The sequence below is a fragment of the Paenibacillus sp. 1A_MP2 genome (assembly GCF_052244825.1).
Lineage (GTDB): Bacteria > Bacillota > Bacilli > Paenibacillales > Paenibacillaceae > Paenibacillus > Paenibacillus vandeheii.
Genome location: NZ_JBQQCS010000001.1, coordinates 1,417,375 through 1,442,979 on the forward strand (window position 1 = coordinate 1,417,375; position 25,605 = coordinate 1,442,979).

Annotated in this window: 20 protein-coding genes and 3 pseudogenes; 22 read left to right on the plus strand and 1 reads right to left on the minus strand. The window is 46.3% G+C overall.

Annotated elements, in window-relative coordinates:
* The first annotated feature begins 39 nt into the window (after window positions 1-39).
* The 4 genes from ACTWJ7_RS07105 (at window position 40) to ACTWJ7_RS07120 (ending at window position 2,883) form a co-directional block, all read left to right on the plus strand.
* Complete coding sequence (locus ACTWJ7_RS07105) at window positions 40-873, plus strand: substrate-binding periplasmic protein (protein WP_301880620.1); 834 nt, start codon at window positions 40-42, stop codon at window positions 871-873.
* A gap of 31 nt (window positions 874-904) precedes the next feature.
* A complete protein-coding gene (locus tag ACTWJ7_RS07110) occupies window positions 905-1,549 on the plus strand; it encodes an amino acid ABC transporter permease (protein ID WP_301879852.1) in 645 nt (214 codons plus the stop codon).
* Window positions 1,550-1,565: 16 nt separating this feature from the next.
* On the plus strand, window positions 1,566-2,312 hold the full coding sequence (locus ACTWJ7_RS07115; RefSeq protein ID WP_079350127.1) for an amino acid ABC transporter ATP-binding protein: 747 nt from the start codon (window positions 1,566-1,568) through the stop codon (window positions 2,310-2,312).
* A gap of 148 nt (window positions 2,313-2,460) precedes the next feature.
* On the plus strand, window positions 2,461-2,883 hold the full coding sequence (locus tag ACTWJ7_RS07120) for an OsmC family protein (RefSeq protein ID WP_053780142.1): 423 nt from the start codon (window positions 2,461-2,463) through the stop codon (window positions 2,881-2,883).
* A gap of 105 nt (window positions 2,884-2,988) precedes the next feature.
* On the opposite strand, the gene ACTWJ7_RS07125 is transcribed toward ACTWJ7_RS07120, so the two are convergent.
* Entirely contained in the window at window positions 2,989-3,531 is a 543-nt protein-coding gene (locus ACTWJ7_RS07125; RefSeq protein WP_443145242.1) for a TetR/AcrR family transcriptional regulator, read from the minus strand.
* Between the two features lie 209 nt (window positions 3,532-3,740).
* On the opposite strand from ACTWJ7_RS07125, the gene ACTWJ7_RS07130 reads away from it, so the two are divergent.
* The 18 genes and pseudogenes from ACTWJ7_RS07130 to cyoD all read left to right on the plus strand — a co-directional run bounded on the left by ACTWJ7_RS07130 (window position 3,741) and on the right by cyoD (window position 25,593).
* Entirely contained in the window at window positions 3,741-4,919 is a 1,179-nt protein-coding gene (locus ACTWJ7_RS07130; RefSeq protein ID WP_301879848.1) for an MFS transporter, read from the plus strand.
* Between the two features lie 193 nt (window positions 4,920-5,112).
* Entirely contained in the window at window positions 5,113-6,903 is a 1,791-nt protein-coding gene (locus tag ACTWJ7_RS07135; protein WP_301879847.1) for a sensor histidine kinase, read from the plus strand.
* Window positions 6,896-8,338 (plus strand): response regulator, encoded by a 1,443-nt coding sequence (locus ACTWJ7_RS07140; RefSeq protein ID WP_443145243.1) that lies wholly within the window; start codon window positions 6,896-6,898, stop codon window positions 8,336-8,338. Before ACTWJ7_RS07135 ends, ACTWJ7_RS07140 begins: the two co-directional genes overlap by 8 nt.
* Window positions 8,302-8,499: a helix-turn-helix domain-containing protein gene (locus ACTWJ7_RS07145; RefSeq protein ID WP_443145244.1), complete on the plus strand. Its 198-nt coding sequence runs from the start codon at window positions 8,302-8,304 to the stop codon at window positions 8,497-8,499. Before ACTWJ7_RS07140 ends, ACTWJ7_RS07145 begins: the two co-directional genes overlap by 37 nt.
* 358 nt (window positions 8,500-8,857) lie before the next feature.
* On the plus strand, window positions 8,858-9,841 hold the full coding sequence (locus tag ACTWJ7_RS07150) for an ABC transporter permease (RefSeq protein ID WP_301879844.1): 984 nt from the start codon (window positions 8,858-8,860) through the stop codon (window positions 9,839-9,841).
* A 15-nt stretch (window positions 9,842-9,856) separates the two neighbouring features.
* Window positions 9,857-10,759, plus strand: a complete 903-nt coding sequence (locus tag ACTWJ7_RS07155) for a carbohydrate ABC transporter permease (protein ID WP_024631420.1) — start codon at window positions 9,857-9,859, stop codon at window positions 10,757-10,759.
* 185 nt (window positions 10,760-10,944) lie between these two features.
* Window positions 10,945-12,633: an ABC transporter substrate-binding protein gene (locus ACTWJ7_RS07160; protein ID WP_301879842.1), complete on the plus strand. Its 1,689-nt coding sequence runs from the start codon at window positions 10,945-10,947 to the stop codon at window positions 12,631-12,633.
* 381 nt (window positions 12,634-13,014) lie between these two features.
* Window positions 13,015-14,718, plus strand: a complete 1,704-nt coding sequence (locus ACTWJ7_RS07165) for an ABC transporter substrate-binding protein (RefSeq protein WP_301879840.1) — start codon at window positions 13,015-13,017, stop codon at window positions 14,716-14,718.
* A 327-nt stretch (window positions 14,719-15,045) separates the two neighbouring features.
* Window positions 15,046-16,743 carry an extracellular solute-binding protein gene (locus ACTWJ7_RS07170; protein WP_442952279.1) on the plus strand — a complete coding sequence of 566 codons (1,698 nt, stop codon included), beginning with the start codon at window positions 15,046-15,048 and terminating at the stop codon, window positions 16,741-16,743.
* Between the two features lie 269 nt (window positions 16,744-17,012).
* Window positions 17,013-18,395, plus strand: coding sequence for a glycoside hydrolase family 95 protein (locus tag ACTWJ7_RS07175; RefSeq protein WP_443145245.1), 1,383 nt, complete (start codon window positions 17,013-17,015; stop codon window positions 18,393-18,395).
* Window positions 18,377-19,035, plus strand: a pseudogene (locus ACTWJ7_RS07180) (glycosyl hydrolase family 95 catalytic domain-containing protein); the annotation flags it as partial. The gene ACTWJ7_RS07175 and the pseudogene ACTWJ7_RS07180, both read left to right, overlap by 19 nt.
* A gap of 54 nt (window positions 19,036-19,089) precedes the next feature.
* Complete coding sequence (locus tag ACTWJ7_RS07185) at window positions 19,090-19,392, plus strand: glycoside hydrolase family 95-like protein (RefSeq protein WP_443146347.1); 303 nt, start codon at window positions 19,090-19,092, stop codon at window positions 19,390-19,392.
* A gap of 16 nt (window positions 19,393-19,408) precedes the next feature.
* Window positions 19,409-20,757, plus strand: a pseudogene (locus ACTWJ7_RS07190) (GH1 family beta-glucosidase).
* A 347-nt stretch (window positions 20,758-21,104) separates the two neighbouring features.
* A complete protein-coding gene (locus ACTWJ7_RS07195) occupies window positions 21,105-21,368 on the plus strand; it encodes a hypothetical protein (RefSeq protein WP_024631414.1) in 264 nt (87 codons plus the stop codon).
* A 317-nt stretch (window positions 21,369-21,685) separates the two neighbouring features.
* Window positions 21,686-22,651 carry a ubiquinol oxidase subunit II gene (cyoA, locus tag ACTWJ7_RS07200; RefSeq protein ID WP_024631413.1) on the plus strand — a complete coding sequence of 322 codons (966 nt, stop codon included), beginning with the start codon at window positions 21,686-21,688 and terminating at the stop codon, window positions 22,649-22,651.
* A 21-nt stretch (window positions 22,652-22,672) separates the two neighbouring features.
* Window positions 22,673-24,642: pseudogene (locus ACTWJ7_RS07205) on the plus strand (cbb3-type cytochrome c oxidase subunit I).
* A complete protein-coding gene (gene cyoC, locus ACTWJ7_RS07210) occupies window positions 24,643-25,263 on the plus strand; it encodes a cytochrome o ubiquinol oxidase subunit III (protein ID WP_079350094.1) in 621 nt (206 codons plus the stop codon).
* Window positions 25,264-25,593 (plus strand): cytochrome o ubiquinol oxidase subunit IV, encoded by a 330-nt coding sequence (cyoD, locus tag ACTWJ7_RS07215; protein WP_064640613.1) that lies wholly within the window; start codon window positions 25,264-25,266, stop codon window positions 25,591-25,593.
* Window positions 25,594-25,605 lie beyond the last annotated feature (12 nt).

Here is a 25,605-nt window from a genome sequence, read left to right on the forward strand (position 1 = left end):
GGATGAGAGGAAGTTAATGACATGAATAAAACATATGGAATGAAATCACGCAAAGGCTGGACTTTAACAGCTCTTCTGCTTATGACCGTGCTGGTACTGAGCGCTTGTGGCAGTAAAGCTACGGATAATGGAAGCAGTAATGGAGCACAGGCGAATAATGAACTGGAGCAGATCAAGTCTGCTGGCGTCATTAAAGTGGGCATGATGGGCACATACGCACCATACAACTTCCTGAACGATAAGAAAGAAATGGATGGCTACGATGCAGATATCGCACGTGAGGTTGCGAAGCGTCTTGGGGTTAAGGTTGAATTTGAATCCCAGGAGTTCTCCGGGCTGACACCAAGTCTGCAAGCCAAAAAGCTGGATGCCATCATCAGCCAGATGACGATTACCGATGATCGGAAGAAAGTACTGGATTTCAGTGATCCGTATATTACAAACCAAGTCAAAATCATTGTGAAAAGTGATAACAATGATATTACCAAGCTGGAAGATTTCAAAGGAAAAACGATTGGTGTAGGTCTGGGTACGAATGATGAAACATATCTGCGTAATGAAGTGTTGCCAAAAGTGGGCGACTTCACGATTAAAACCTATGACGATGTGATCTCTTCACTCAAAGATCTGAATGCTGGACGGATCGATGCCACAATCAACAACATGTATGCGCTGAAACCCATTGTAGATGCCAACGGCTTCAAAATCAAAGCCGTAGGTGAACCGATTAAGAGTGACCAGGCAGGTATTGCTGTGCGCAAAAACAATCCGGAACTCGTAGCAGCACTGAATGATGCGCTCAAAGGAATGAAAGATGACGGTACGTACAATACCATCTTCAAAAAATGGTTTGGTGAAGAGCCTGCGCAATAATGAACCGGCAGGGCGAAGGGAAGTTTGATCGATGGAATTGGTATTTGAAAATATCCCCTTCTTTCTGAAGGGGGCGTATTACACGCTGTATGTAACTGTAATCTCCATGTTTTTTGCCTTTATCATCGGGGTGCTCGTCGCTATCGCGCGTCTGAAAGGTCCGATGTGGCTCAGGATGATCGCCCGTTTCTACGTATCCATCATGCGGGGAACCCCGCTGCTGGTGCAATTATACGTTATTTATTATGGGCTGGTCGATTACGGTGTAACCCTGGGCTCACTCACGGCAGCCTGTCTCGGTCTTAGTCTTAATGCAGGTGCCTTTCTGTCCGAGACGTTCCGCGGAGCGATTCAAGCTGTACCGAAAGGGCAGACGGAAGCTGCATACGCAACGGGAATGACCCCGGCTCAAGCGATGAGACGGATTATCTTCCCGCAGGCTGTTCGTATTGCCATCCCGCCGATGGGCAACACGTTTATCGGCATGCTGAAAGAAACATCCCTTGTGGCAGCTCTTGGGGTTACGGAGCTGCTTCGCTCGGCACAGCTGCTGGTCGCGCAATATTACGTTAATATGCCGTTTTATCTGGCGATTGGCGTGATCTACTGGATCATGAGTATCGGCTTCTCGGCCATTCTGGAACAAGTGGAGCGCCGGCTGGCCCGGGCTTACTGATAGGAGGGGAGAAGCGATGATTACAACGACAGGATTGACCAAACGTTTTGGGAAAAATGAAGTTCTCACAAATATAGATCTGCATGTCGATGCAAAAGATATTGTTGTACTGCTGGGACCCAGTGGATCAGGCAAAAGTACGTTACTGCGCTGTCTGAACGGTCTGGAAGAGCTCTCCGGCGGGAAGATTGAAGTCAATGGAGTGGTGGTAGACAGTACCGACTCGCAGCGAATCCAGCGGTCAAGGGTACTGGAAATCCGCCGACAAACCGGTATGGTATTCCAGCAGTTCAACCTGTATCCGCACAAGACGGTGCTTGGCAATGTGATGGAAGGTCTCGTGACAGTGAAAAAAATCAAGCGGGACGAAGCAGCCGAACGCGGCCGGATTCTGCTGGATCGGGTCGGGCTGTCGGACAAGCAGGATGCATATCCATCCCGTTTGTCTGGTGGACAACAGCAGCGTGTGGCGATTGCTCGCGCACTTGCTATGGAGCCTGAAGTGATGCTGTTTGACGAGCCTACCTCAGCCCTTGATCCTGAACTGGTGGGAGAAGTACTCTCCGTTATGAAGGAGCTGGCACAGGAAGGCATGACGATGCTGGTGGTCACGCATGAATTGAAGTTTGCCCGGAATGTGGCGAACAAAATCGTCTTTATGGCGGATGGATCGATCGTGGAAGAAGCAAGTCCACAGGCCTTTTTTGAACATCCAACGCAGGAGCGTACACGCAGATTTTTGCAGCAAATTACTGAATTCTAAGAATTTTCAGAGATAAGCAGACTGAGTGAAGGGGACGGAATCGATTCTGAAGAAGCGTAGCGTTCGCTTTTGTCTCCAGAAGAACGATCCGTACCCGGAACGGATATCTGAAGAGCGTAAACTATTCTAAGAAAGAAGGATAAACATCATGAATGTAACAACTGTATGGAAAGGCAAACGCGCGTTTACTTCCGAAGGACCCTCTGGCTACGCGGTTGGCATGGATGCCACAGCTGCCTATGGTGGTGACAGCAAGGGTGCTACACCCATGGAATTGTTACTGGCGGGTCTCGGAGGCTGTATGGGGATTGATATCACGATGATTCTGGACGCTTTCCTGGACAAAATTACTGGCATTGAGATTGAAGCACAAGGTACACGCAGTGAAGGCATGCCAAAAGGTTTTACTGCCATTGACCTGATCTTCAAAGTAGACGGCGATATCCCGGATTACCGGATCTGGAAAGCCATCCAAATGGCTGAAGAGAAGTATTGTGCAGTTTCCGCTTCGCTGAGCGCAGATATTCATCCCAAGCTGATTTTGAATGGGGTAGACACTCCGCGTCCATAATGCAAATGTGAAAACTCTATACTTGAGAGGCACTTCCAATCATGGGAGTGCCTTTTTGGCTTTTTTTATACCTCATCGGTCAGTAAGAAAAAGTCAGTAAACAGGTCAGGCAGGCTGTTGAGCCAGGTCCCAGATGCCCATAATTTCCGTGATGGCCTGATCAAGCGTTGCAAAAGGGACGCCGTCCCGGGCTTGTGTAGAAATACCTTGCATAAAAGTATCAAAAACAGTAGTCAACATGGATACATCAGTAGAGGCTGGCAGTTCACCGATCTCCACAGCACGCTGGATGCATGCCTGCAGACGGCCGCGAGTCAGCTTTCTTTTCTCAGCGACGATATCACGAATATGATTGTTTCTGGAAGAACATGTGCTGGCTGACAGCACAATTAAACAGCCGGATGGATGAGCGCTGTCTGTTTGCATTTTGGCGGTACTTTTTAAAGTTGTTTCAATCGCTTTCCTTGGAGACAGCGTAAGATCCGAGAAGCTTTCCGTTACGCGTCCAAACGTACCCATATATCGTTCTACCGCTTCTTTATACAGAGCTTCTTTGGACTCAAAGGCCGCATAGAAGCTGGCAGCAGAAATATCCCCATGGCCGCTCGCAGCTGAAGCAATGAGGTGGCCTCGAATCCTTGTTCCCAAAAGAGCATCATTGCCTGCAATAAGGCTTCTTCCCGATCAAAAATGCGCGGACGTCCGGTTCTTGCCATAAGAGATTCCCCTTGTTTTTCTTAATTATATACTAATCGATCCAAAAGTCGTTGACAAGGTGAAGGGGGGTGGATAATATAAGGAATGATCGATCCATAATTTGATTATTGTCCTATATTATCTGAAAAGGAGCTGCACAGATGTCCGATAGATATTCTCTACGCTTCCCGTGGTTAGGACTGCTAGCCTTGGCTATGGCTGGCTTTATAGCCATCATGACTGAAACACTTCCGGCGGGGTTGCTGCCACAAATCAAGGAAGGACTGCAGGTCTCTGAGGCAGGGGCAGGGCAGCTTGTCACATTTTATGCAGTTGGATCGTTGATTGCCGCCATACCTGTGGCCGTGCTGACAAGAGGCTGGCGACGCCGACCGCTTTTACTTCTAGCGATTATCGGTTTTCTCGTCTTCAACACCATTACAGCCCTCTCGTCAAACTATGTACTGACACTTGTCGCTCGTTTTTTTGCCGGTGTTGCAGCAGGTGTCTCCTGGGGCCTAATTGGCGGTTATGCGCTGCGGATGGTGCCTGATCATCTCAAGGGCAGGGGCATGGCTGTTGCGATGATCGGTACACCGATTGCCTTATCGTTCGGTGTTCCGGCAGGTACACTGCTGGGTTCCTATATGGGCTGGCGCTCGGTATTTTGGCTAATGTCATTGCTGGCGTTTGTACTGATTTTCTGGGTGCTCTGGAAAGTACCCGATTATCCAGGACAGTCTGCTGATCAACGCATTTCTTCATTAAAAGTGCTGCTGACCCCAGGCGTAATTCCCATTCTGGCGGTCGTACTGACCTGGATGCTGGCTCATAATATTCTGTACACGTATATTGCTCCTTTCCTCGCCGATGTTGGTCTGGAATCAAAGGTCGGACTCATGTTACTTGTGTTTGGCCTGATGGCATTGGTGGGCATCTGGATTACAGGCTTTCTGATCGATCGGTGGTTGCGTATGCTGGTTCTCATCAGTCTTGCGGGTTTTGCGCTGATCGCACTTGTATTGGGCCTTTGGAGTGAGCACGCTGCCGTTGTCTTTGGTTCTGTTGCGCTGTGGGGTCTGACATTTGGTGGCGCGGCTACACTGTTGCAGACCGCGCTTGCCCAAGCAGCCGGGGAGCAGGGTGTGGATATCGTTATGCCGATTAATACGACCGTCTGGAATCTGGCTATTGCCATTGGCGGATTGGCGGGAGGTGTACTGCTGAATCAATGGGGAGCTTCGTCTTTTTCCTGGGCTATTCTGCTTCTATCCCTTGTGGCTCTGATTGTTGCGCTGCGTGCCAAAGGACATGGATTCCGCTCAACACGCAGCCGATAAGCTTCTGACTTCCTTCCTACATTAGAATGACCTATATAAGCATATGGTTTGTTTTATCATTCAACATACAGCCTTTTTTTCGGAGCCCTCTTGCAGGGCTTTTGCTGTTATGTGGTATGATAAATTGGAAGGGCAGGCGTAATATGTACTGACCTTTATATGTAAGCGCTTATAAGCGACGGAAGGTGCAGATATGTTTAGAAGGCTCATACGAACATCCAATAATCTTAAATTAAAGCATAAATTGCTCATATCCTATGTACTTGTCGTCATGATTCCGGTACTGATTATTGGACTTGCTGTAACCGGATACTTTCGCAAGCAGGCGCTGGACAATGCCATTGGACAGACGATCAACAACGTGGAAAAGGTCAAGAGTCAGACCGCCACACTGCTGCGTGTACCCACAGATATTTCCAACATTTTGATGTTCAACAATGAACTGAAGGAAATTGTGAACAAACGATATCAAAGCGTTGTGGAGCTGACTTCGGCTTACCTCGCGTATAAAGATTTTCAGGAATATAAGCGTCTGTACCGTGAGGTTGCCGGCATTCGGTTTTACTCGACCAATCCGACGCTGATCAACAATCTGGAGTTTATCCCGGTGGACGAGCAGACCCAAGAGAGCTATTGGTATCAGAAGGCGTTGGAAACGACCAGTATCGGCTGGTTTTACATCCCAGACAAGGGAGATAATCCTGTGCATAAGCTCAGTCTGGTACGCAAAGTGCCTTTTGCCGAATATCGGACCGAGGGTGTGCTGATGATTGTGATCAATCAGGATGAGTTGAATGGATTATTACGTCAAGAACCGTTCGAGACGTTGATTACGGACGAGCAGGGTTATGTGGTTGCGGCCAAAAATACCGATCTGGTGGGTAAAACGTTGGATGAACTGGACTTTGGCGTAGATTTGCAAAATCAGGCAAAGGGCACAATTGAAGCTGATTTTCAAGGAGAGCCATCCAACATTGTCATTGATGAGATCAGTCCTGGATCAAGCATGAATAGCCTGAAAATCATTTCGGTATTTGCCACCAAAAATATCGTCAAAGATGCCAATACGATTAGCATGATCGGTATGCTTTTCATTACGCTAGTGCTGGTCATTGCCTTGCTGCTTGTATATATCATTTCATTTCTCACGTCGAACCGATTGTTACGCTTGAGTAAACATCTGAACAAGCTCGCGCTGGGTGATCTGAATGTCACCTCCCGTATTGACGGGAATGATGAGATCGGACAGCTGTCGAGGCAGTTCAATTACATGGTGAAGAGTATTAATGAACTGATGACACAGGTGGTAGAGGCAACGGAACAGAACAATCAATTGGAAATCGCACAGAAAGAGATTAAACTGAAAATGATGGCCAGCCAGATCAATCCTCATTTTTTGTTTAATGCACTGGAGTCGATCCGCATGAAAGCCCATATCAAAGGGGAGGCGGAGATTGCCAATATCGTCAGGCTGCTGGGCAAGCTTATGCGTAAGAGTCTAGAGATTGGTAGCGGCAAAACGACGTTCAGAGCCGAACTGGAGATGGTACGTTCTTATCTGGAAATTCAGAAATTCCGTTACGGCGACCGTCTTGCTTTCCAGATCCATATCGACCCGGAGGTGGAGAAGATGTACATCCCTCCTTTGATCATTCAGCCTCTGGTTGAAAATGCGATTGTGCATGGTTTGGAAAATAAAGAGGGCACGGTCCGTGTGAGTATAGATATTCGTTTGGTGAAAGATGAAGTGCAGGTGCGTGTCGATGACGACGGGGCAGGCATTACGCCGGAGCGTCTGGCTGAAGTGATGCAGTTCATCTGTGGACCGGAAGAGCAGGAGAAGAGCCGGATCGGCATGCGTAACGTACATCAACGTTTAACGTTGACCTACGGCGAGCCATACGGATTACAGATCAAGAGTGTGTACGGGGAAGGAACAGAGGTTTCTTTCACCTTGCCAGCAGGAGGAGACCAGCATGTATAAAGTATTTTTGGTAGATGATGAACCGAGCATACGTGAAGGATTGACAACGATTATTGATTGGGAACAATACGGCTTTCAAGTGATCGGCACAGCTGCCAGTGGGCGTGAGGCCATCACCCGCTTCGAAGAGCTGCAACCGGACCTGACGATCATTGATATTCGCATGCCCGGCATGACCGGACTGGATGTCATTGAAGAAGTGCGGCAGACCCATCCGGGTTCGCACTTTCTGATCCTGAGTGGATACGCCGATTTTGATTATGCCAAAAAAGCTATCAGTTTTGGCGTGGATGGATATCTGCTCAAGCCAGTGGATGAAGAGGAGATTATCAGTGAGCTGGAGCGGATTTCTGTGATGCTGAAACGGGAGAGGGAAACACTGGCCCGCCATGCTGGTGAGGATACAGCCTACCGGGAGCATCAAATAGAAGCGTTGCTTTTTGATAGCCTGGAAGGTGCAGGCACGATGGAAGCAAATGCGCTAGGGTTGAATTGGCCGCAGTATCAGGTTGTGCTGCTGGAGATGCATGCCGAACCTGATTTACAGCGTGGTAGTGTGGTGAAACGCAGACTGGCGGAAGCTTTTGACCAGAAAGATCGGGGTATTGTGTTTTCATTCCATTCCGGACTGGGACTGCTATGCAAAGAGCCTATTTTGACTGTACAGTCTGCTCACAGTTTATATGATGAATTGAAAGTCATGCTGGAAGAATGGAATATTCACATGTACGCGGCAGCAGGTCAACCTGTGAATTCCACAGCAGACATCGCACATTCCTATACTCAGGCCAACGGAGTATTAGGCGGACGTTTTCTGTTTGCGGAACAACGCGTGATGTTATGGAACGAAGAGGAGAACAGCGAAGGTGTGTCTGGGCCCGTTGTAGTGCTTGGGGAAGAAAGTGGTGAACCGGATGAAGCAGAATTGGCAGACAAGCTGTATTATGCGCTCGACATTCGGAGCAGTGAGTCCGTAATGCGTGTGCTGACGGAGATGGAAGAACGCCTGGTTCCGCATCACCAGACAGAACAAGCGATTAAGACGGCGTTCTCCCAAGTGTTTTCATTGGCGATTAACAAACTTGCAGCAGCCAATCAGCATATGCAATCCATTATGCAGGAGCATTCCGTTCTCATTACGGAGGTTTACCATCAATTAACGCTGTTGGATCTCAAAGGGATGGCCGCTGAACACCTGAACCGGCTTATTCAGCGCATGGGTGGAGGCAGCAAGGATACGGTACTGAAACAGATGATTGAGTTTATCCGTCGTAATCCCGGCGAAAATCTCAAGCTGGAGGTACTCGCAGAGGTATTTAACTACAATAGCAGTTATCTGGGCAAGCTGTTCAAGAACCATACCGGGAATATTTCAATGCATTTCTCGATAAGGTTCGAATGGAGAAGGCAAAGGAACTGCTCGATGAAGGGTTAAAGGTTCACCAGGTTGCCGCAAGAGTAGGGTATGCCAACGTGGATTATTTCCACGGCAAATTCAAGAAGTATGTAGGGGAATCACCTTCCGCATACAAGCATGCTAGAGAGCTTGCCAGATCACAGTCTAAGGACTCTTCAGGAGAGCCGGAACAGGAGTAGGCCATGATTTAGTGGAGGTGCTTCTGTCGCTAGGCATTTCTCCAAATTAGTTATAAAACGTTTTCGAACATAAAGTCTCTATTTGAAGGACCATTGAGGTCCTTTTTTCTTTTCAATTTGTGCAAAGTAAACGATTTCTATAAAACGTTTTCGAAAATTACCATTTTCAAATTAAATTCCCTTTTAATTTCATTAATAAATAATAGACAGCGTCATTATCACTAATTTTATAGATATAATATCGGATTTTATAGGGGGATATCTAATTTTTATATGATTTTCTCTAAAATCCAGCTGGTATTTTGAAAACGCTCTATCAGGTATGATTATTTTATAAAACAGAGGAGGGGGAACGGAGATGGAAACGCTAACAAATAAATCCGCTTCCGCGAAAAGAAGCAGTGACCCCAATCCGCCAACACAAAAACGGCGGAACAGAATTTGGGACAGCATGAAACAGCAAAAGTATCTCTATCTCATGTCATTGCCATTCGTAGTTTGGGTTTTTGTATTTAACTATCTGCCGCTATGGGGATGGACGATGGCTTTCCAAAATTATAAACCGGCCAGATCGTTCGGCGATCAACAGTGGGTTGGTTTTAAACACTTTGCAGAGCTGTTCAGTGATGATCGATTCTATCTGGTACTTCGAAATACGCTTGCAATGAGCTTGATGGGACTGGTTATCGGTTTTATCGTGCCGATTTTCTTTGCGATTCTCTTGAATGAGATGAGAGGCATGTTCTTCAAGCGTGCCGTGCAAACGGTATCATATCTGCCTCACTTTGTATCCTGGGTCGTTGTGGCAGGGATTATTACCAAGATGCTCTCCACCGATGGAGGGATTATCAATGACCTTTTGGTAAACCTAAACATTATTGACCAGCCGATCCAGTTCATGGCCAAGGGGAACCTGTTTTGGTACATTGTAACCGCTTCAGATATGTGGAAGGAAACGGGCTGGAACGCCATTATCTATCTCGCAGCCATTACGGGTATTGACCAAGAGCTCTACGAAGCCTCCCGTGTGGATGGAGCGAACCGCTGGAGACAAATGTGGCACATCACGCTGCCAGGCATACGGACCACGATTTCCGTACTTTTCATCATGTCGATCGGGCATCTGATCAGTATCGGTTTCGAGAAGCAGTTCTTGCTTGGCAACAGTCTGGTCACCGACTACTCGGAAGTTCTGGATCTATACGCGCTCAATTATGGTTTGAATATGGGACGATTCTCGTATGGTACAGCCATAGGCATATTCAACTCCGTTGTCAGTATCATCCTTCTGTTTACAGCGAACGGATTGTTCAAAAAATTCACCAAAGAAAGCATCATGTAGGGAGGGGACGACATTATGGCGAACAAAGCATTCAATGCTACTCGGGGCGATAAGCTGTTCGATATATTCAACATCCTCGCGATGACCCTGGTGCTGATTGTAACACTGTATCCATTCCTGAACGTACTGGCTATCTCGCTCAATAACTCTACAGATACCGTACGTGGTGGAATTTACTTGTGGCCTCGCGAATTCACATTGCAGAACTATAAAACCATTTTCCAATACGAAGGATTGCTGCAAGGTTTGCAGATTTCCATTCTGCGTACCATTGTAGGTACATTGCTCGGCTTGATCAGTTCCTCAATGATTGCATTTACACTGAGTCGGCCTGACTTCAAACTGAGAAAATTTGTTTCGACTACACTTGCACTCACGATGTATTTCTCCGGTGGTCTGATTCCGGTGTACATCCTGATGCGTGACCTGAACCTGATCGGTACATTCTGGGTATATGTATTGCCAGGCATGATCAGTGCGTTTAACGTGTTCATTATCCGTTCCTTCATTGATGGCCTGCCATATGCATTGCAGGAATCTGCGAAGCTGGATGGTGCGAATGACTTTAAGATCTATTACAAAATCATTTTGCCGCTCTGTAAACCGGTACTTGCAACCATCGCGTTGTTCCTGGCTGTAGGCCAGTGGAATGCCTGGTTCGATACGTACCTGTATAATGGTTCGAAGGCTCATCTGACAACGCTCCAGTACGAGCTGATGAAAGTACTGCAAAGTACACAGCAAGGCTCGGGAGCCGGGCGTAACGCCAATGACATGGCACAGCAGATGACACAGATTTCACCGGAATCCATCAAGATGGCAATTACGATTGTTGTTACCGTTCCAATCCTGATTGTGTATCCGTTCCTGCAGAAGTATTTTGTGGGCGGTATGACATTGGGTGCAGTAAAAGCATAAGCAAGTCTGTACAGGTTGCCACATAGAGCGGCCGTACATTTATACAAGAAGCATCAGGATGCCCGAAGCGCAGCCATTTGGCCTGCGCTTCACCGTATAGGGCTGCGGAGTGGCATTCATGAAGCTATAGACAGGGACAAAAAAGTCCCGAATAGACAGACATATGAAACGGGAGGATTACCATTATGGCAAGAAACAAAATGAAGATTGCACTGGCTCCAGTGCTTGCGATGTCTTTGCTCGCAGGTTGCGGTGGAGGAAACAGCGGCGATACGTCGTTTAAGGACACAAGCGGGGATACATCTCCAATTACTTTTGACTTTTTTAGCGTAGATCCCAGTCCGAACTGGAACGGTATGAAGGATGAAGTGGGGAAAGTCCTTACAGAGAAAACAGGAGTAACCCTTAACGGTGAATTTGCCGTCAGTGGTGGTCAGGATAAAGTATCCTTGATGGCAGCAAGCGGAGATTATCCGGATATTGTGTCACCCAAAGGAGAGCTAAGCAAGCTCGTGGATGCTGGGGCCATGGTCGATCTGACTGATCTGATCGAGCAATATGCTCCCAATCTGAAGAAGCTGTATGGTAATTACATGGACCGGCTGAAATATAGCAACGAAGATCAAGGAATTTATGTACTGCCTACGTATTATGCGGTAGACCAGAAGTATTTTGATGCAGGTGGCGGATTTGGAATTCAGCAGCGTGTATTGAAAGAGCTGGGATACCCTGAAGTACGTACGCTCCAGGATTACGAAAATGTATTGAAGGCATATAAGGAGAAACATCCAACGATTGACGGACAACCAACGATTCCGTTATCCCTGGATGCGGATGACTGGAGAATTATGATTACCGTAACGAATCCGGCATTCTTAGCAACAGGCGCGCCCGATGATGGCGAGTACTACATTGATCCTGAGACATATGAGGCAAGTCTGCATTACAAACGTCCGGAAGAGAAAGAGTATTTCCGTTGGTTGAACCATATGTACGCAGAAGGACTGCTCGATCAGGACAGCTTTGTACAGAAAACGGATCAATACAAATCCAAAATTGCAAGTGGACGTGTGCTGGGCGTCATTGACCAGGATTGGGGTTATTCCGATGCGGAGAACGCATTGAAAGCAGCGGGTAAAGACGAAGCTACCTATTCACATTTCCCAGTAACACTGTCTAAAGATATCAAGGATCATTCCTTCCAGGACCCTGGTTTTGTATCTGGCTGGGGTGTAGGGATTACAACATCGAATCCGGACCCGGTTCGTACAATCAAATTCTTTGATTACCTGGCTTCTGAGGAAGGTCAAGTGCTGATGAACTGGGGTATTGAAGGCAAGCAGTACGAAGTGAAAGATGGCAAACGTGTGATTCCTGCGGATGTGCTGGACCAAAAAACGAACAATGCTGCCGTATTCCAGAAGGAAACAGGTATTGGCCTCTACACCAATATGTCTGGTCACTATGGAGATGGTGTCAAAGATTCAACGGATAACTATTACACAACGAATTTCCCTGAACAGATTGTAGCGGCCTATTCCGATGCGGAGAAAGAGACACTCAAAGCATACGGAGCAACAACGTGGAAAGATCTGTTCCCAAGTGAAGATGAGTTCCCGGTTAAACCATGGGGAGCAGCGTACAATATGCCGACTCCAGGTGACTCAAATTACAACGTTATTTTCCAAAAAACACAGGATATTATCCGTAAACGGATCCCAGAAGCAATCCTCAGTTCACCAGAGCAATTTGATGCCATCTATGACGGTATGATTGCTGAACTTAACAAAGCCGGAGCAGAGGACATGGAAAAACAATACACTGAACTTGTCCAAAGCCGTGTTCAATTGTGGAGCGGTGAAGAGAGCAAATAATGCGTTTTAGCCGACTGATTTTTTTGAAAGAAAGGGCCCAGGAAACTGGGTTCTTTTTTATACCTAAAACGTTTTCCGAAAAACGTTTTCAATTTTGTGAATTCACTATTGACAAGGACTTTTAGAGGGATTATTATTCAATTATGAAAGCACTTTCATTACTGGTTTATCAGGACTTGTACATGAATCTCTTCAGTCAGAATAGGTAAGGAATAGCATCCCGAATTGTTGAATTGAGTGTGGGTTTTTCACTTCATTTAGAAAACGCTTTTTATGTTATGAAATCAAACGTTTTACAATCAGAATCACCCGATATCGGTATGTGCAGGTCAGCCTGTTCTACAATAGATAGCTTCATTTTATCCATAAGGGGGATTACACATGAAGGGCAAAACACCAAAAACATTCGCAATGCTTCTGTTAGCCAGCGCTCTTGCCATTACAGCAGGATGCAGTGGTAGCGGAGGAGGAACTACGGCTTCAGAGACACCAACGGACACTGGGGATACGACCAGTCCAATCACCTTTACGTTCTTTGGTGCTGACGCAAGTCCAAACTGGAACAATATGAAGGACGCAGTCGGCCAAGAAATTACGAAACAAACAGGTGTTACAATTGAAGCGGAGTATGATGTGAATAATGGTGGCGACCAGAAGATACCTTTGATGGCTGCCAGCGGTGATTACCCTGATATTATCTATCCTAAAGGTAACTTGTCTAAGCTTGTGGATGCAGGTGCGATGCTTGACCTGACAGATCTGATTGATCAATATGCACCAAACCTGAAGAAAATCTATGGGGACCAGATGAACCGTCTGAAATACAGTTTGGAAGATCAGTCCATTTACACGATCCCAACAAACATGGGTGTAGATAATGTTGCGTTTGATGCTACAGGCGGATTCGAGATTCAGCAAAAGGTATTGAAAGAACTTGGCTACCCAGAAGTAAAAACACTTGAGGATTACGAGAAAGTTCTGAAAGAATATTATGCAAAACATCCAACCATTGACGGACAACCAACCATTCCGCTGACGCTGAATGCCGATGACTGGAAGATTATGATTACGGTAACGAACCCGGCCTTCCAGGCAACAGGTGGACCGGATGACGGTGAATATTACATTAACCCTGAAACGTATGAAGCGGTGCTGCACTATAAACGTCCAGAGGAGAAAGAATACTTCCGCTGGTTGAACAAAATGTACAATGAAGGCATTCTCGACAAAGATACATTTGTGCAGAAGGACGATCAATACAAATCCAAAATCGCTAGCGGTCGGGTACTGGGGCTGATTGACCAGGAATGGAACTATGGCGAAGCTGAGAATGCATTGAAATCAGTTAACAATGGCGAGAATACGTACGCTCACTTCTCTGTATCCCTGAACAAGGATATTGTGGACCATACATTCCAACCAACCGGATTCGATGGATATGGCATCGGTATTTCCACAACTGCGAAAGACCCTGTACGTATTATCAAATTCATGGATTGGCTCGCTTCGGATGAAGGCCAGGTGCTGAGAAACTGGGGTATTGAAGGCCAACATTACAACGTTGAAAATGGTAACCGCGTTATCCCTGCTGATGTGCAGGATCGCAAAGTCAATGACAACTCGGCGTTCACCAAAGAAACAGGTATCGGAATGTACAACATCTTCAGTGCTAGATATGGCGATGGTGTCAAAGATTCCACAGGTAACTACTACACAACGAACTTCCCTGAGCAGATCCAAGCAGGTTATACTGCCGCAGAGAAGGAAACATTGAAAGCCTATGGCATTACAACGTGGAAAGATTTCTATCCTTCTGAAGATGACTTGAAGCTGAAAGATTGGGGCGCAGCATATAACATGCCTGTACCTTCCGATACGGATTATAACGTAACGTTCCAGAAAACGCAGGACATTATCCGTAAACGTATCCCTGAAGCCATCCTTGCCAAACCAGAGAACTTCGACAAAGTGTATGATGATCTCCTGGCTGAACTTGATAAAGCAGGTGCGGTAGACATGGAGAAACAATATACCGTTTGGATCAAGGAACGTGTATCTCTCTGGACAGGTAAAGACGTGAAATAATACTGAAAACAAGGCAGGATAAATGATCATTTTCAAATCAAAATGGGTCCCTTTAAAGCCCTTATAAAGGGGCCTTTTTTGTTGTTGACGAAAGGGGGTGAATAGCATATAATCGTTAATGTAAGCACTTTCAGTAAGCGTTTTAAATTATTTTCCGAAAACGTTTTACGAATGTTAGAAGAGAGTTTTCATGAGTTAAGTTTTTGATAAAAAAGAGTACAAATTTAATTTTTAGTAAGCGCATACAGAAATGTGTCTTACGGCGGTATCCTCAGGCCTTAAGCCTGTTATACAGATAAAACCTTCATAATAATAGGGGACTAGACAATGAGAGGCAAAATGAAAGGCAATACACCCAAGACGTTTGCAATGTTGATGCTCGCAAGTGCAATGCTGGTTACAGCTGGCTGCGGAAATTCGGGAAGTAAAGAAGCCTCCGAGTCCAGCGGAACCGAACCCGTCACCATCACATTCTTTGGTGCGGATGCAAGTCCAACCTGGAACAAGATGCAGGATGCAGTTGGTAAAGAGATTACCAAGCAAACAGGCGTTACAATTGAAGCGGAGTATGATGTAAACAATGGTGGAGACCAGAAAATTGCACTTATGGCGGCTAGCGGCGAGTACCCTGATATCGTTTTTCCAAAAGGTAACTTGTCTAAACTGGTAGATGCAGGGGCAATGATTGACCTGACGGATTTGATTGAGGAGCATGCTCCAAACCTGAAAAAAATATATGGGGACCAGATGAACCGGCTGAAATACAGTTCGGAGGATCAGGCCATTTATACAATCCCAACGAATATGGGTGTTGATAATGTTGCTTTTGACGCAACAGGCGGATTTGAAATTCAGCAAAAAGTATTGAAAGAGCTTGGATACCCTGAAGTAAAAACGCTTGAGGATTACGAGAATGTATTGAAAGAATATGTGAAAAAACACCCAACAATTGACGGGCAGCCGACCATTCCATTGACGCTGAATGCTGATGATTGGAAGATTATGATTACGGTAACGAACCCGGCCTTCCAAGCAACAGGAGCACCGGATGATGGAGAATATTACATTGATCCTGAGACGTATGAAGCTACGCTCCATTACAAACGTCCAGAGGAGAAAGAATATTTCCGCTGGTTGAACCATATGTACAATGAAGGACTGCTGGACAAAGATACATTTGTCCAAAAGGATGACCAATATAAATCTAAAATTGCAAGTGGACGTGTACTCGGTCTGATTGACCAGGAGTGGAATTATCAAGAAGCAGAAAATGCACTCAAATCAGCGGGCAAAGATGACAGCACATATGCTCACTTCTCTGTATCCCTGAACAAGGATATTGTGGACCATACGTTCCAGCCAACCGGATTTGACGGATATGGCATCGGCATCACAACTTCGGCCAAAGATCCGGTACGCATTATCAAATTCATGGACTGGCTCGCTTCGGACGAAGGTCAGGTGCTGAGAAACTGGGGTATTGAAGGCGAGCACTATAATGTAGAAAATGGTCAACGGGTGATCCCTCAAGACATCCAGGACCGTAAAACCAATGACAACTCTAACTTTACCAAAGAAACAGGAATCGGAATGTATAGCGTGTTTAGTGCGAGATATGGTGATGGCGTGAAAGATTCCACGGATAACTATTACACAACGAACTTCCCTGAGCAGATCCAGGCTGGATATACTGCGGCAGAGAAAGAAACGTTGAAAGCATATGGCATTACAACATGGAAAGAATTCTATCCTTCTGAGGATGATCTGCAACTGAAAGACTGGGGCGCAGCATACAACATGCCTGTACCTTCAGGCACAGAATATGAGGTAACGTTCCGAAAAACACAGGATATCGTGCGCAAACGTATTCCTGAAGCTGTTCTTTCCAAGCCAGAAGACTTCGATAAAGTATATGATGGTTTCCTGACTGAACTGGATAAAGCAGGTGCAGTCGAAATGGAGAAACAGTACACCGTTTGGGTTAAGGATCGTGTGTCCCTGTGGACAGGAAAAGACGTAAACTAACAGAAGTTTAAGTAACCAGATTGATATACAAAATAAGGCCCTGACCAAGGGTCTTTTTTTGCTGTTCATGTGATGTTTAACATTGACGCAAAATTCGAAATCCAATATAATTTTCTTACTGTAAGCACTTTCAGTTAATCGACACTTGGGTCATGCCTTTAACACAGGTTCAGGCCAATTTTTATCGGAAAATATGTGTTTTATTGCTTGTAACGAAAACGTTTTAGTTACCAAACAAAAAATAGCTGATTCATGAACAGGAGTTATCTATGTCCCCATTCAATGAGAGAACAAAAGAAAACCGTCTGTGGTATCGTCAGCCGGCCACTCGCTGGGAAGAGGCACTGCCTATCGGGAATGGTCGCCTCGGAGGTATGGTGTATGGCGGAGCAGCAGATGAACAAATCCAGCTTAATGAAGATACATTGTGGTCCGGATTTCCACGTGACACCATTCAGTACAGCAGTCAGCGTTACCTGAAACAGACCCGTGAACTAATCATGTCTGGTCAATATAGCGAAGCTGAAGAATTGCTGAACCGCGAAATGCTCGGACGAGATGTGGAAGCGTATCAGCCGATGGGTCACTTTAAACTGCAGCACGCTGAACTGGATGAGATCCCATATGATGAATTTGAGCGGGAGCTTAGTCTCCACACCGGAATTACAACGACGAAATATTCATATAAAGGGACTCGTTATGTACGTGAGGTATATGCCAGTGCACCGGATGACCTCATGGTCTGTACCATCACTGCCGATCGTGAGGGAGCTGTTAATGTCAGCGTTACGCTGGACAGTCCACATCCGTATAACGTGCAGACTTCGGACGATGGACTTACACTGTTTAGTCGCTGTCCGAGTCATGTTGAATCGAATTATTTCAGGGATCATCCAGAGTCTGTCATCTACGAAGAAGATCGGGGAACGGCTTATGCTGTGCAATTGGCCGCGACCGCGACGGGCAAGAAAGTTGAAGTGTCGGTTAAGGACGGGAGACTTCATGTTCAGGGAGCAGATCGGGTTATTTTTTACCTGGCAGCAGTGACCTCCTTTGAACGCTACGATGTGGCGCCTGTGAAGGATGACGTGCTGCTGGAGCAGGAATGCAGAGAGGTAATCAGCAAAGCGATGACTCATGGCATGAAAGCACTTCGGGAGCGACATGTGATGGATCATAGTGATTTATTTTCAAGAGTATCTATTGATCTCGGCGCATCAGCGAAAGAAGAATTACCTACAGATGAGCGGTTGCGAGCTTATCAGGCTGGAGCTAATGATCCCGGTCTGGAGGCCCTTTATTTTCAATACGGCAGATATCTGTTAATGGGTAGTTCACGTGAAGGAAGCCAGCCTGCCAATCTGCAGGGAATCTGGAACCATCAGGTGGAGCCGCCCTGGCACAGTGATTACACAATTAACATCAATACCGAGATGAATTACTGGCCGGCAGAAGTATGCAACCTGAGCGAATGCCATGGGCCACTGTTTGGCTTGTTGGAGGATCTAAGCGATACGGGGAGAAGAACAGCACGCATCTTGTACGGGGCGCGTGGCTGGACAGCCCATCATAATGTGGATATCTGGAGGACATCCACGCCTACAGGGGGGACGCAAGTTGGGCGTTCTGGCCGATGGGCGGTGTGTGGCTGACTTCACATTTATGGGAGCATTATCTGTTTACTCGCGATCAGCAATTCCTCGCAGAACGTGCGTATCCAATCCTGAAGGAAGCGGCACTCTTCTGTCTGGACTGGCTGGTAGAGGGACCGGACGGATATCTGGTTACAGCTCCATCTACCTCTCCAGAGAACAAGTTCCTCACCGAGGATGGTGAAGCTCGCAGCATCTCCATGGCTTCGACGATGGATATGACTTTAATTCGTGAGTTGTTCGATCGATGCATTGAGGCAGCTCAACTGCTCGAAGTGGATCATCAACTGGCGAATGAGTGGAGCGAGGCACGCAGCAAACTCTATCCATTCCGTATCGGAAGTGAGGGGCAGCTGCAGGAGTGGTTTAAGGATTTTGCTGAATCCGAACCTGGGCATCGTCACGTCTCCCATCTGTATGGTCTGTATCCGGGGAGCAGATCAATCGACTGGATACACCGGAACTGGTGGAAGCAGCACGAGTGTCTCTTGAACGTCGCATCGAACGAGGTGGCGGGCATACGGGTTGGAGCTGTGCCTGGTTGATCAATCTGTATGCGAGGCTGCTGGATAGCAAGCTGGCGCATCAGTTTGTCCGTACGCTGCTGGCCCGATCCACGCATCCCAATCTGTTCGATGATCATCCACCGTTCCAGATTGATGGCAACTTTGGTGGTACTGCCGGTATTGCAGAGATGTTGTTACAAAGCCACTTGAGAGAATTACATCTGCTGCCAGCACTACCTGAGAACTGGGTCAGTGGCAGTGTGAAGGGGCTTCGAGCACGTGGTTCATACACAGTGGCAATCGAGTGGACAGATGGCAGACTCTCAAGCGCCGAAATTAAGGCAGATTACGATGGTTCGGTAACCATTCGAAGCGCATTTCCACTGCATGTGGAAGGAAACGACAAGGCCAAGGCGCAGCTTACACCTCAAGGTGATTATGTAGTTATTTTAACCATGACCGCAGGACAGAGGATCCGCGTGTCATCATGAGACGGAGGAGTAAACGATGACAATTTTTCAATTTCCACAAGATTTCCGCTGGGGAACAGCAACAGCTTCTTATCAAATAGAAGGTGCAGCGCAGGAAGGCGGGCGCGGGGTGTCCATCTGGGATACGTTTGCTCGTACGCCTGGCAAAGTGTTTAATGGAGACAATGGTGATGTGGCTTGTGATAGCTACCATCGCTACGAGGAAGATATCGAGCTGATGAAAAAGCTTGGTATAAATACCTATCGGTTCTCCATCGCCTGGCCGCGTATTGTTCCGGATGGAGACGGCGAGATCAATCGGGAAGGGTTGGACTTCTATCATCGATTCGTGGATAAGCTGCTTGAAGCGGGAATCGAACCTTTCTGTACGTTGTATCATTGGGACCTGCCTCAGACGCTGGAGGATATTGGAGGATGGGGCAACCGCAGGACGGTGGATGCGTTTGTCAAATATGCTGAAGTCATCTTCAAGGAGTTTCCGGAAAAATCAATTTTTGGCTAACCTTCAACGAACCCTGGTGTATTGCGTTTCTGTCCAACCTGCTCGGTATTCATGCTCCTGGCAACAAGGACCTGCAAACATCGATTAATGTTGCTCACGGACTGTTGGTTGCCCATGGTAAAGCCGTTCAATCGTTCCGTCGCTTGGGAACAACAGGACAGATTGGTATTGCTCCCAATGTATGCTGGGCTGAGCCTTACAGCAAATCTCCGGAAGATCAGGCAGCGTGTGATCGGGCGATTGCACTGAATACAGATTGGTTCCTGGATCCGATCTACAAAGGAGCTTATCCACAATTTATGGTTGACTGGTTTGAAAAGGCTGGTGCAACTGTCCCGATTCAGGAAGGCGATATGGAAATTATCTCGCAGCCCATTGATCTTCTAGGAATTAACTACTACACCATGGGAATCAATCGTTTCAATCCTGAGGCGGGTGCATTGCAATCCGAAGAGGTCGATATGGGACTTACCAAGACCGATATTGGTTGGCCTGTGGAATCACGCGGATTGTATGAGTTCATGCACTATTTGCAAAAATACGGAAATGTGGATGTTTACATCACAGAAAATGGTGCTTGCATCAATGATGATTTGGAGAACGGTAAAATAAATGATGATCGCCGAATTGCATATTATGAGCAGCATTTGGCGCAAATTCATCGGATTATCAACGATGGGATCAACCTGAAAGGCTACATGGCTTGGTCTTTGATGGATAACTTTGAATGGGCGGAAGGATACCGTATGCGCTTTGGTCTTGTGCATGTGGATTTCCGTTCCTTGGTCAGAACACCCAAAGAAAGCTTCTATTGGTATCAGAATGTCATCAAAAATAATTGGTTGGAAACTCGAATTAAATGAAATAATAACATTTGGTTAATGGTTAGATGCAGGATATTTATGTTTACTCAGAAGAAAAGACGGTGGCTTCGGAAAATCCGAGGCACCGTCTTTTTTATTTTATTTCAGCAAAGACCCTTAATGTTCATAAAGGTTTCATAAGGTCTGGACTGTTTCATGTTATGAGACGAGCGATTTTGGGTTATAAGAAGTAAGTAGAAGTGATCTGATCCTTGTCAACAGCCAAAATACAAATAAAGTGTCCAAATTGCGAAATAAATTTGAACATTTGTTGACTAAAAATCATACTGATGTGGTATATTGGTATAAGGAAAGCACTTACAAAAAGGGAAAAGGAAGTGTTTACTATGGCATCGAAGACAGCAATGGTAAGCCAATTGGAGCGCAAAGATAAAAATATGCGGCGTGCGGTGTTAACGATGACAGTTCTGGCTTGGATTGCTCTTATTACGGGAGTAGTTATGTGCCTGATCAACCTGAATGATTTTAATGATCGCAACCTCGGATTAATGGTCGGTATCGGTTTCTTGGTTGGCAGTGTATTTATTTATGTTATTGCCAAATCGATTGGACTTGTTCATACACGCCGGGAAGACGAAGGCGCCGATTAAATAATCCTGCGTTAATTCGTTCATAATAAGACTGGATGAGCACCCGGAATCCCAGTCAATAAAGCCCTTTGCGGATTCGTTGATCATGTTCAACGGGACTGCAAAGGGTTTTATTTTGTGACTTGAAGTGTAAAGATTACAATGAGGAAATATCAAGTATGCAAGTGATTTGTGAGAAAAAATTCACACATTTTAGGTGTAAAATCGACAAATTTGTTAACATGAACAAAAAAGTTGCTCATTTCTGATATCTTTAGAAGGAAGAGAGTAGTATACTGTTTTTTCAGTATGAGCGAATTTAAGGAGAGGGGATCAAGATGAACAAGAAACCTAGGTCGCTAATTCGGATAATCATTCCGGTTGTCCTGACGTTGGTTACAATTGCATTGATTGTCTGGCCAATGCTGGCAGGCGGGCAGTACGTTGTTCTGGATCCGAAAGGGCCTGTTGGCGCTTCGCAGAGAGATTTAATTGTCATTTCGACAATTCTGTGTGCAGTCGTTATTGTGCCTGTATTGATTTTGTCTGCAGTAATTGTATGGCGTTACCGCGACAAACCGGACAATAAATCTGCATATGAGCCTAACTGGTCTCATAGCACAAAAGCGGAGGCAATTTGGTGGACCGTTCCGATTATTATTATTGGATTGCTGGCGGTTGTAACGATTCGCTACACCTATGATCTGGAACCTTCGAAGCCATTGGCTTCCGAGAAAGCACCGGTTACCATTCAAGTTTCTTCACTGGACTGGAAATGGCTGTTTATGTATCCGGAGCAAGGTATTGCAACGGTCAACACGTTGAATATCCCGGCAGACCGGCCCGTTAAATTTGAGCTCACCGCGGATTCACCGATGAACTCGTTCTGGATCCCGCAGCTTGGTGGACAGATTTATACGATGTCGGGTATGGCGATGACCTTGTACTTGCAAGCTGATCATGAAGGTCAATATTGGGGTTCAGGTGCCAACTTTACCGGGGAACACTTTGCCCAAATGCGCTTTGATGTCAATGCTACTTCGGAAGAAGACTTCGACAAATGGGTGAAAGAAGTGAAGCAGCAATCTCAACCGCTGACGCAAGAGACATATAAAACTCTGGCGGAACCGGGAACAAGCAATGTAGCTTATTATTCTTCCTTCCCAGAAGGGCTGTTCCAGGACATCGTGACCAAGTATGTTGTTGACGGTCAAAGTGCCCACAGCAAACATGGTGGAAGTTCGGATGAAGCTTCAGGTACCAAAGAAATTACTACGAACGGCGTGGACAAGAGTGCTAACTAAAGATTCGAAAGGAGGCCCCCAATGTTAGAGAGACTTAAGGAGTTTGCATCGGAGTTTTTCGTTACCGGTGATCCGCTGATTTATGGTGCGGACGTGGCGATCGGAATTACGATGATTACCATCGTAGCGGTGCTGACTTATTTCAAAAAATGGGGCTGGCTCTGGCGTAACTGGTTAACTACCGTCGATCACAAAAAGATCGGTATTATGTATATTATTGCTTCCATTATCATGCTTTTCCGTGGTGGTGTGGATGCACTGATGATGCGTCTTCAGCTAGCTATGCCTAACATGGATTTCTTACATCCCGAGCATTATAATCAGGTCTTTACGACTCACGGTACGATCATGATCCTGTTCATGGCGATGCCGTTTATGTTCGGTTTATTTAATGTTATTGTACCGCTTCAAATCGGGGCAAGGGACGTTGCGTTCCCGTTCCTGAATGCATTGAGCTTCTGGTTATTCTTCCTGGGAGCAATGCTGTTCAACCTGTCCTTCGTTATCGGTGGCTCACCGGATGCAGGCTGGCTCAGTTATCCGCCTTTATCGGAGCTATCGCATAGCCCGGGGGTGGGACAGAACTTCTATATATGGGGTATTCAGATTTCGGGTATCGGTTCCCTGGCTACCGGTATCAACTTCCTGGTTACCATCATTAAAATGCGTGCGCCAGGCATGAAATGGATGAAAATGCCGATGTTTACATGGTCGGTATTCTCCACTTGTATTATCATTCTGTTTGCATTCCCAATCTTGACCGTGACACTTGCTTTGCTCTTCCTCGACAGGTTTGCGGGGCGCATTTCTTCACACTTGATTTGGGCGGTAATCCGATGATGTATATCAACTTGATCTGGATGTGGGGTCACCCTGAGGTATATATTGTGGTCTTGCCGGCATTCGGTGTGTTCTCCGAGATTGTAAGTACATTCTCGAAGAAAAAATTGTTTGGTTACAAATCGATGGTATTTGCGATGCTGATCATTAGCTTCCTGTCCTTCTTTACATGGGCGCATCACTTCTTCACGATGGGTTCGGGAGCGGACGTCAATGCATTCTTCGCCATAACAACGATGTTGATTGCCATACCAACAGGGGTTAAAATATTTAACTGGCTGTTTACGATGTTCAGGGGTAGGATACGCATGGATACCCCGATGTTATGGACATTGGCATTTATACCATGCTTCATCGTCGGTGGTATGACGGGGGTTATGTTGTCCGTTGCACCTGCTGACTTCCAGTTCCACAACAGTTACTTCCTGATTGCCCACTTCCACCAAGTATTGATTGGTGGCGTAGTATTCGGATACTTTGCAGGTCTGTACTACTGGTGGCCTAAAATGTTCGGATTCCAACTCCCGGAAAAACTGGGCAAATGGGCTTTCTGGACTTGGAATATCGGTTTCTATGTCTGCTTCATGCCGCAGTACGCTGTCGGTTTGATGGGGATGACACGTCGTCTGAGCACCTATGGCTGGGATACCGGCTGGTGGGAACTGAACTTTGTATCCACAATCGGGGCATTCCTGATGGGTGTCGGATTCTTGTTCCAGGTTGCACAAATCGCAGACGGCGTTCGGAAATACAAATCACTCAAAGCATCCGGCGATCCATGGGGTGGTCGTACGCTCGAGTGGTCAATTCCTTCACCTGCTCCTGAATATAACTTCGCCATTACACCGCGCGGAGATGATATTGATGAGTGGTGGGAAGAGAAAGAACGTCGTGCTAAAGGCATCTATCCACCTGAACAGCCGCTTGAGCCGATTCATATGCCTAAAAATTCCGCGATTCCGTTCATCATGTCTATATTCTGGTTCATCGCCGGTTTCGGCTTTGTATTCGGATGGCTGTGGATGGCAATTCTTGGACTCGCTGGCGTAGGGATCTGCATGATCGCTCGTTCATTCTCATACGATACGGATTATTATATTCCGGTTGACGAAATTAAGCGTACCGAAGCGTCGTTAAGGGGGTCGGTATAAATGGCTCAAGCAGCCGCAAAGCACGGTCATGACCATACACACGATCATGACCATGGTCACCATGACCCGCAAGAATTAAAAATACTCGGATTCTGGTTCTTCCTGATTTCCGACGTTATCCTGTTCTCCGTATTGTTCGCAACCTTTATTGTGTTGCGTGACAATTCGGCGGGCGGACCGGTGTTGTCTGAATTGATCAAAATGCCTGGCGTTATTGCCGAGACATTTATCTTGCTCACAAGTTCATTTACAAGTGGACTTGCGGTTCTTGCCATGAACCAAGGCAAGGTGAAGCAATTAATCAGCTGGCTGGCGGTTACAGCTGTTCTGGGTGCGAGCTTTATCGCCCTGGAAGTAATGGAGTTTGTTGAGTTGATTCATGAAGGGTTCAGTTATACAACGAGTGCATCTTCTGGTGCGTTCTTTACCCTCGTGGGTACTCACGGACTTCACGTATCGCTCGGTCTGATCTGGATGATCGGATTGATGCTGCAACTGAAAAAACGTGGAATTACCGATGTAACTCGCGGTAAAATCAACGTAATCAGCTTGTACTGGCACTTCTTGGACGTCGTCTGGATTTTCCTCCTGTCGATCGTCTATCTGATGGGGGTGATGTAGATGGCAGAGCATAACTCACATGAGTCCCATGGGCACGAACAGCATGGTTCACTCAAGTCCTATGTCATCGGCTTCATTCTGTCCGTTGTTCTGACCATTATCCCTTTGGTAGTGGTACTGAATGACATGATGGGCAGAACAGCAACGCTGAGTGTCGTTCTGGTAACAGCAGGACTTCAGTTTGTGGTTCAACTCTTCTTCTTCATGCATATCCGTGAATCGGAGAAGCCGCGTTGGAATGTAATGGCTTTGATCTTTGGTCTGTTGATCATGTTGACCATCGTTATTGGTTCCATCTGGATCATGTTGAACAATACAGTTGCACATTAAGTTGTATTGAAT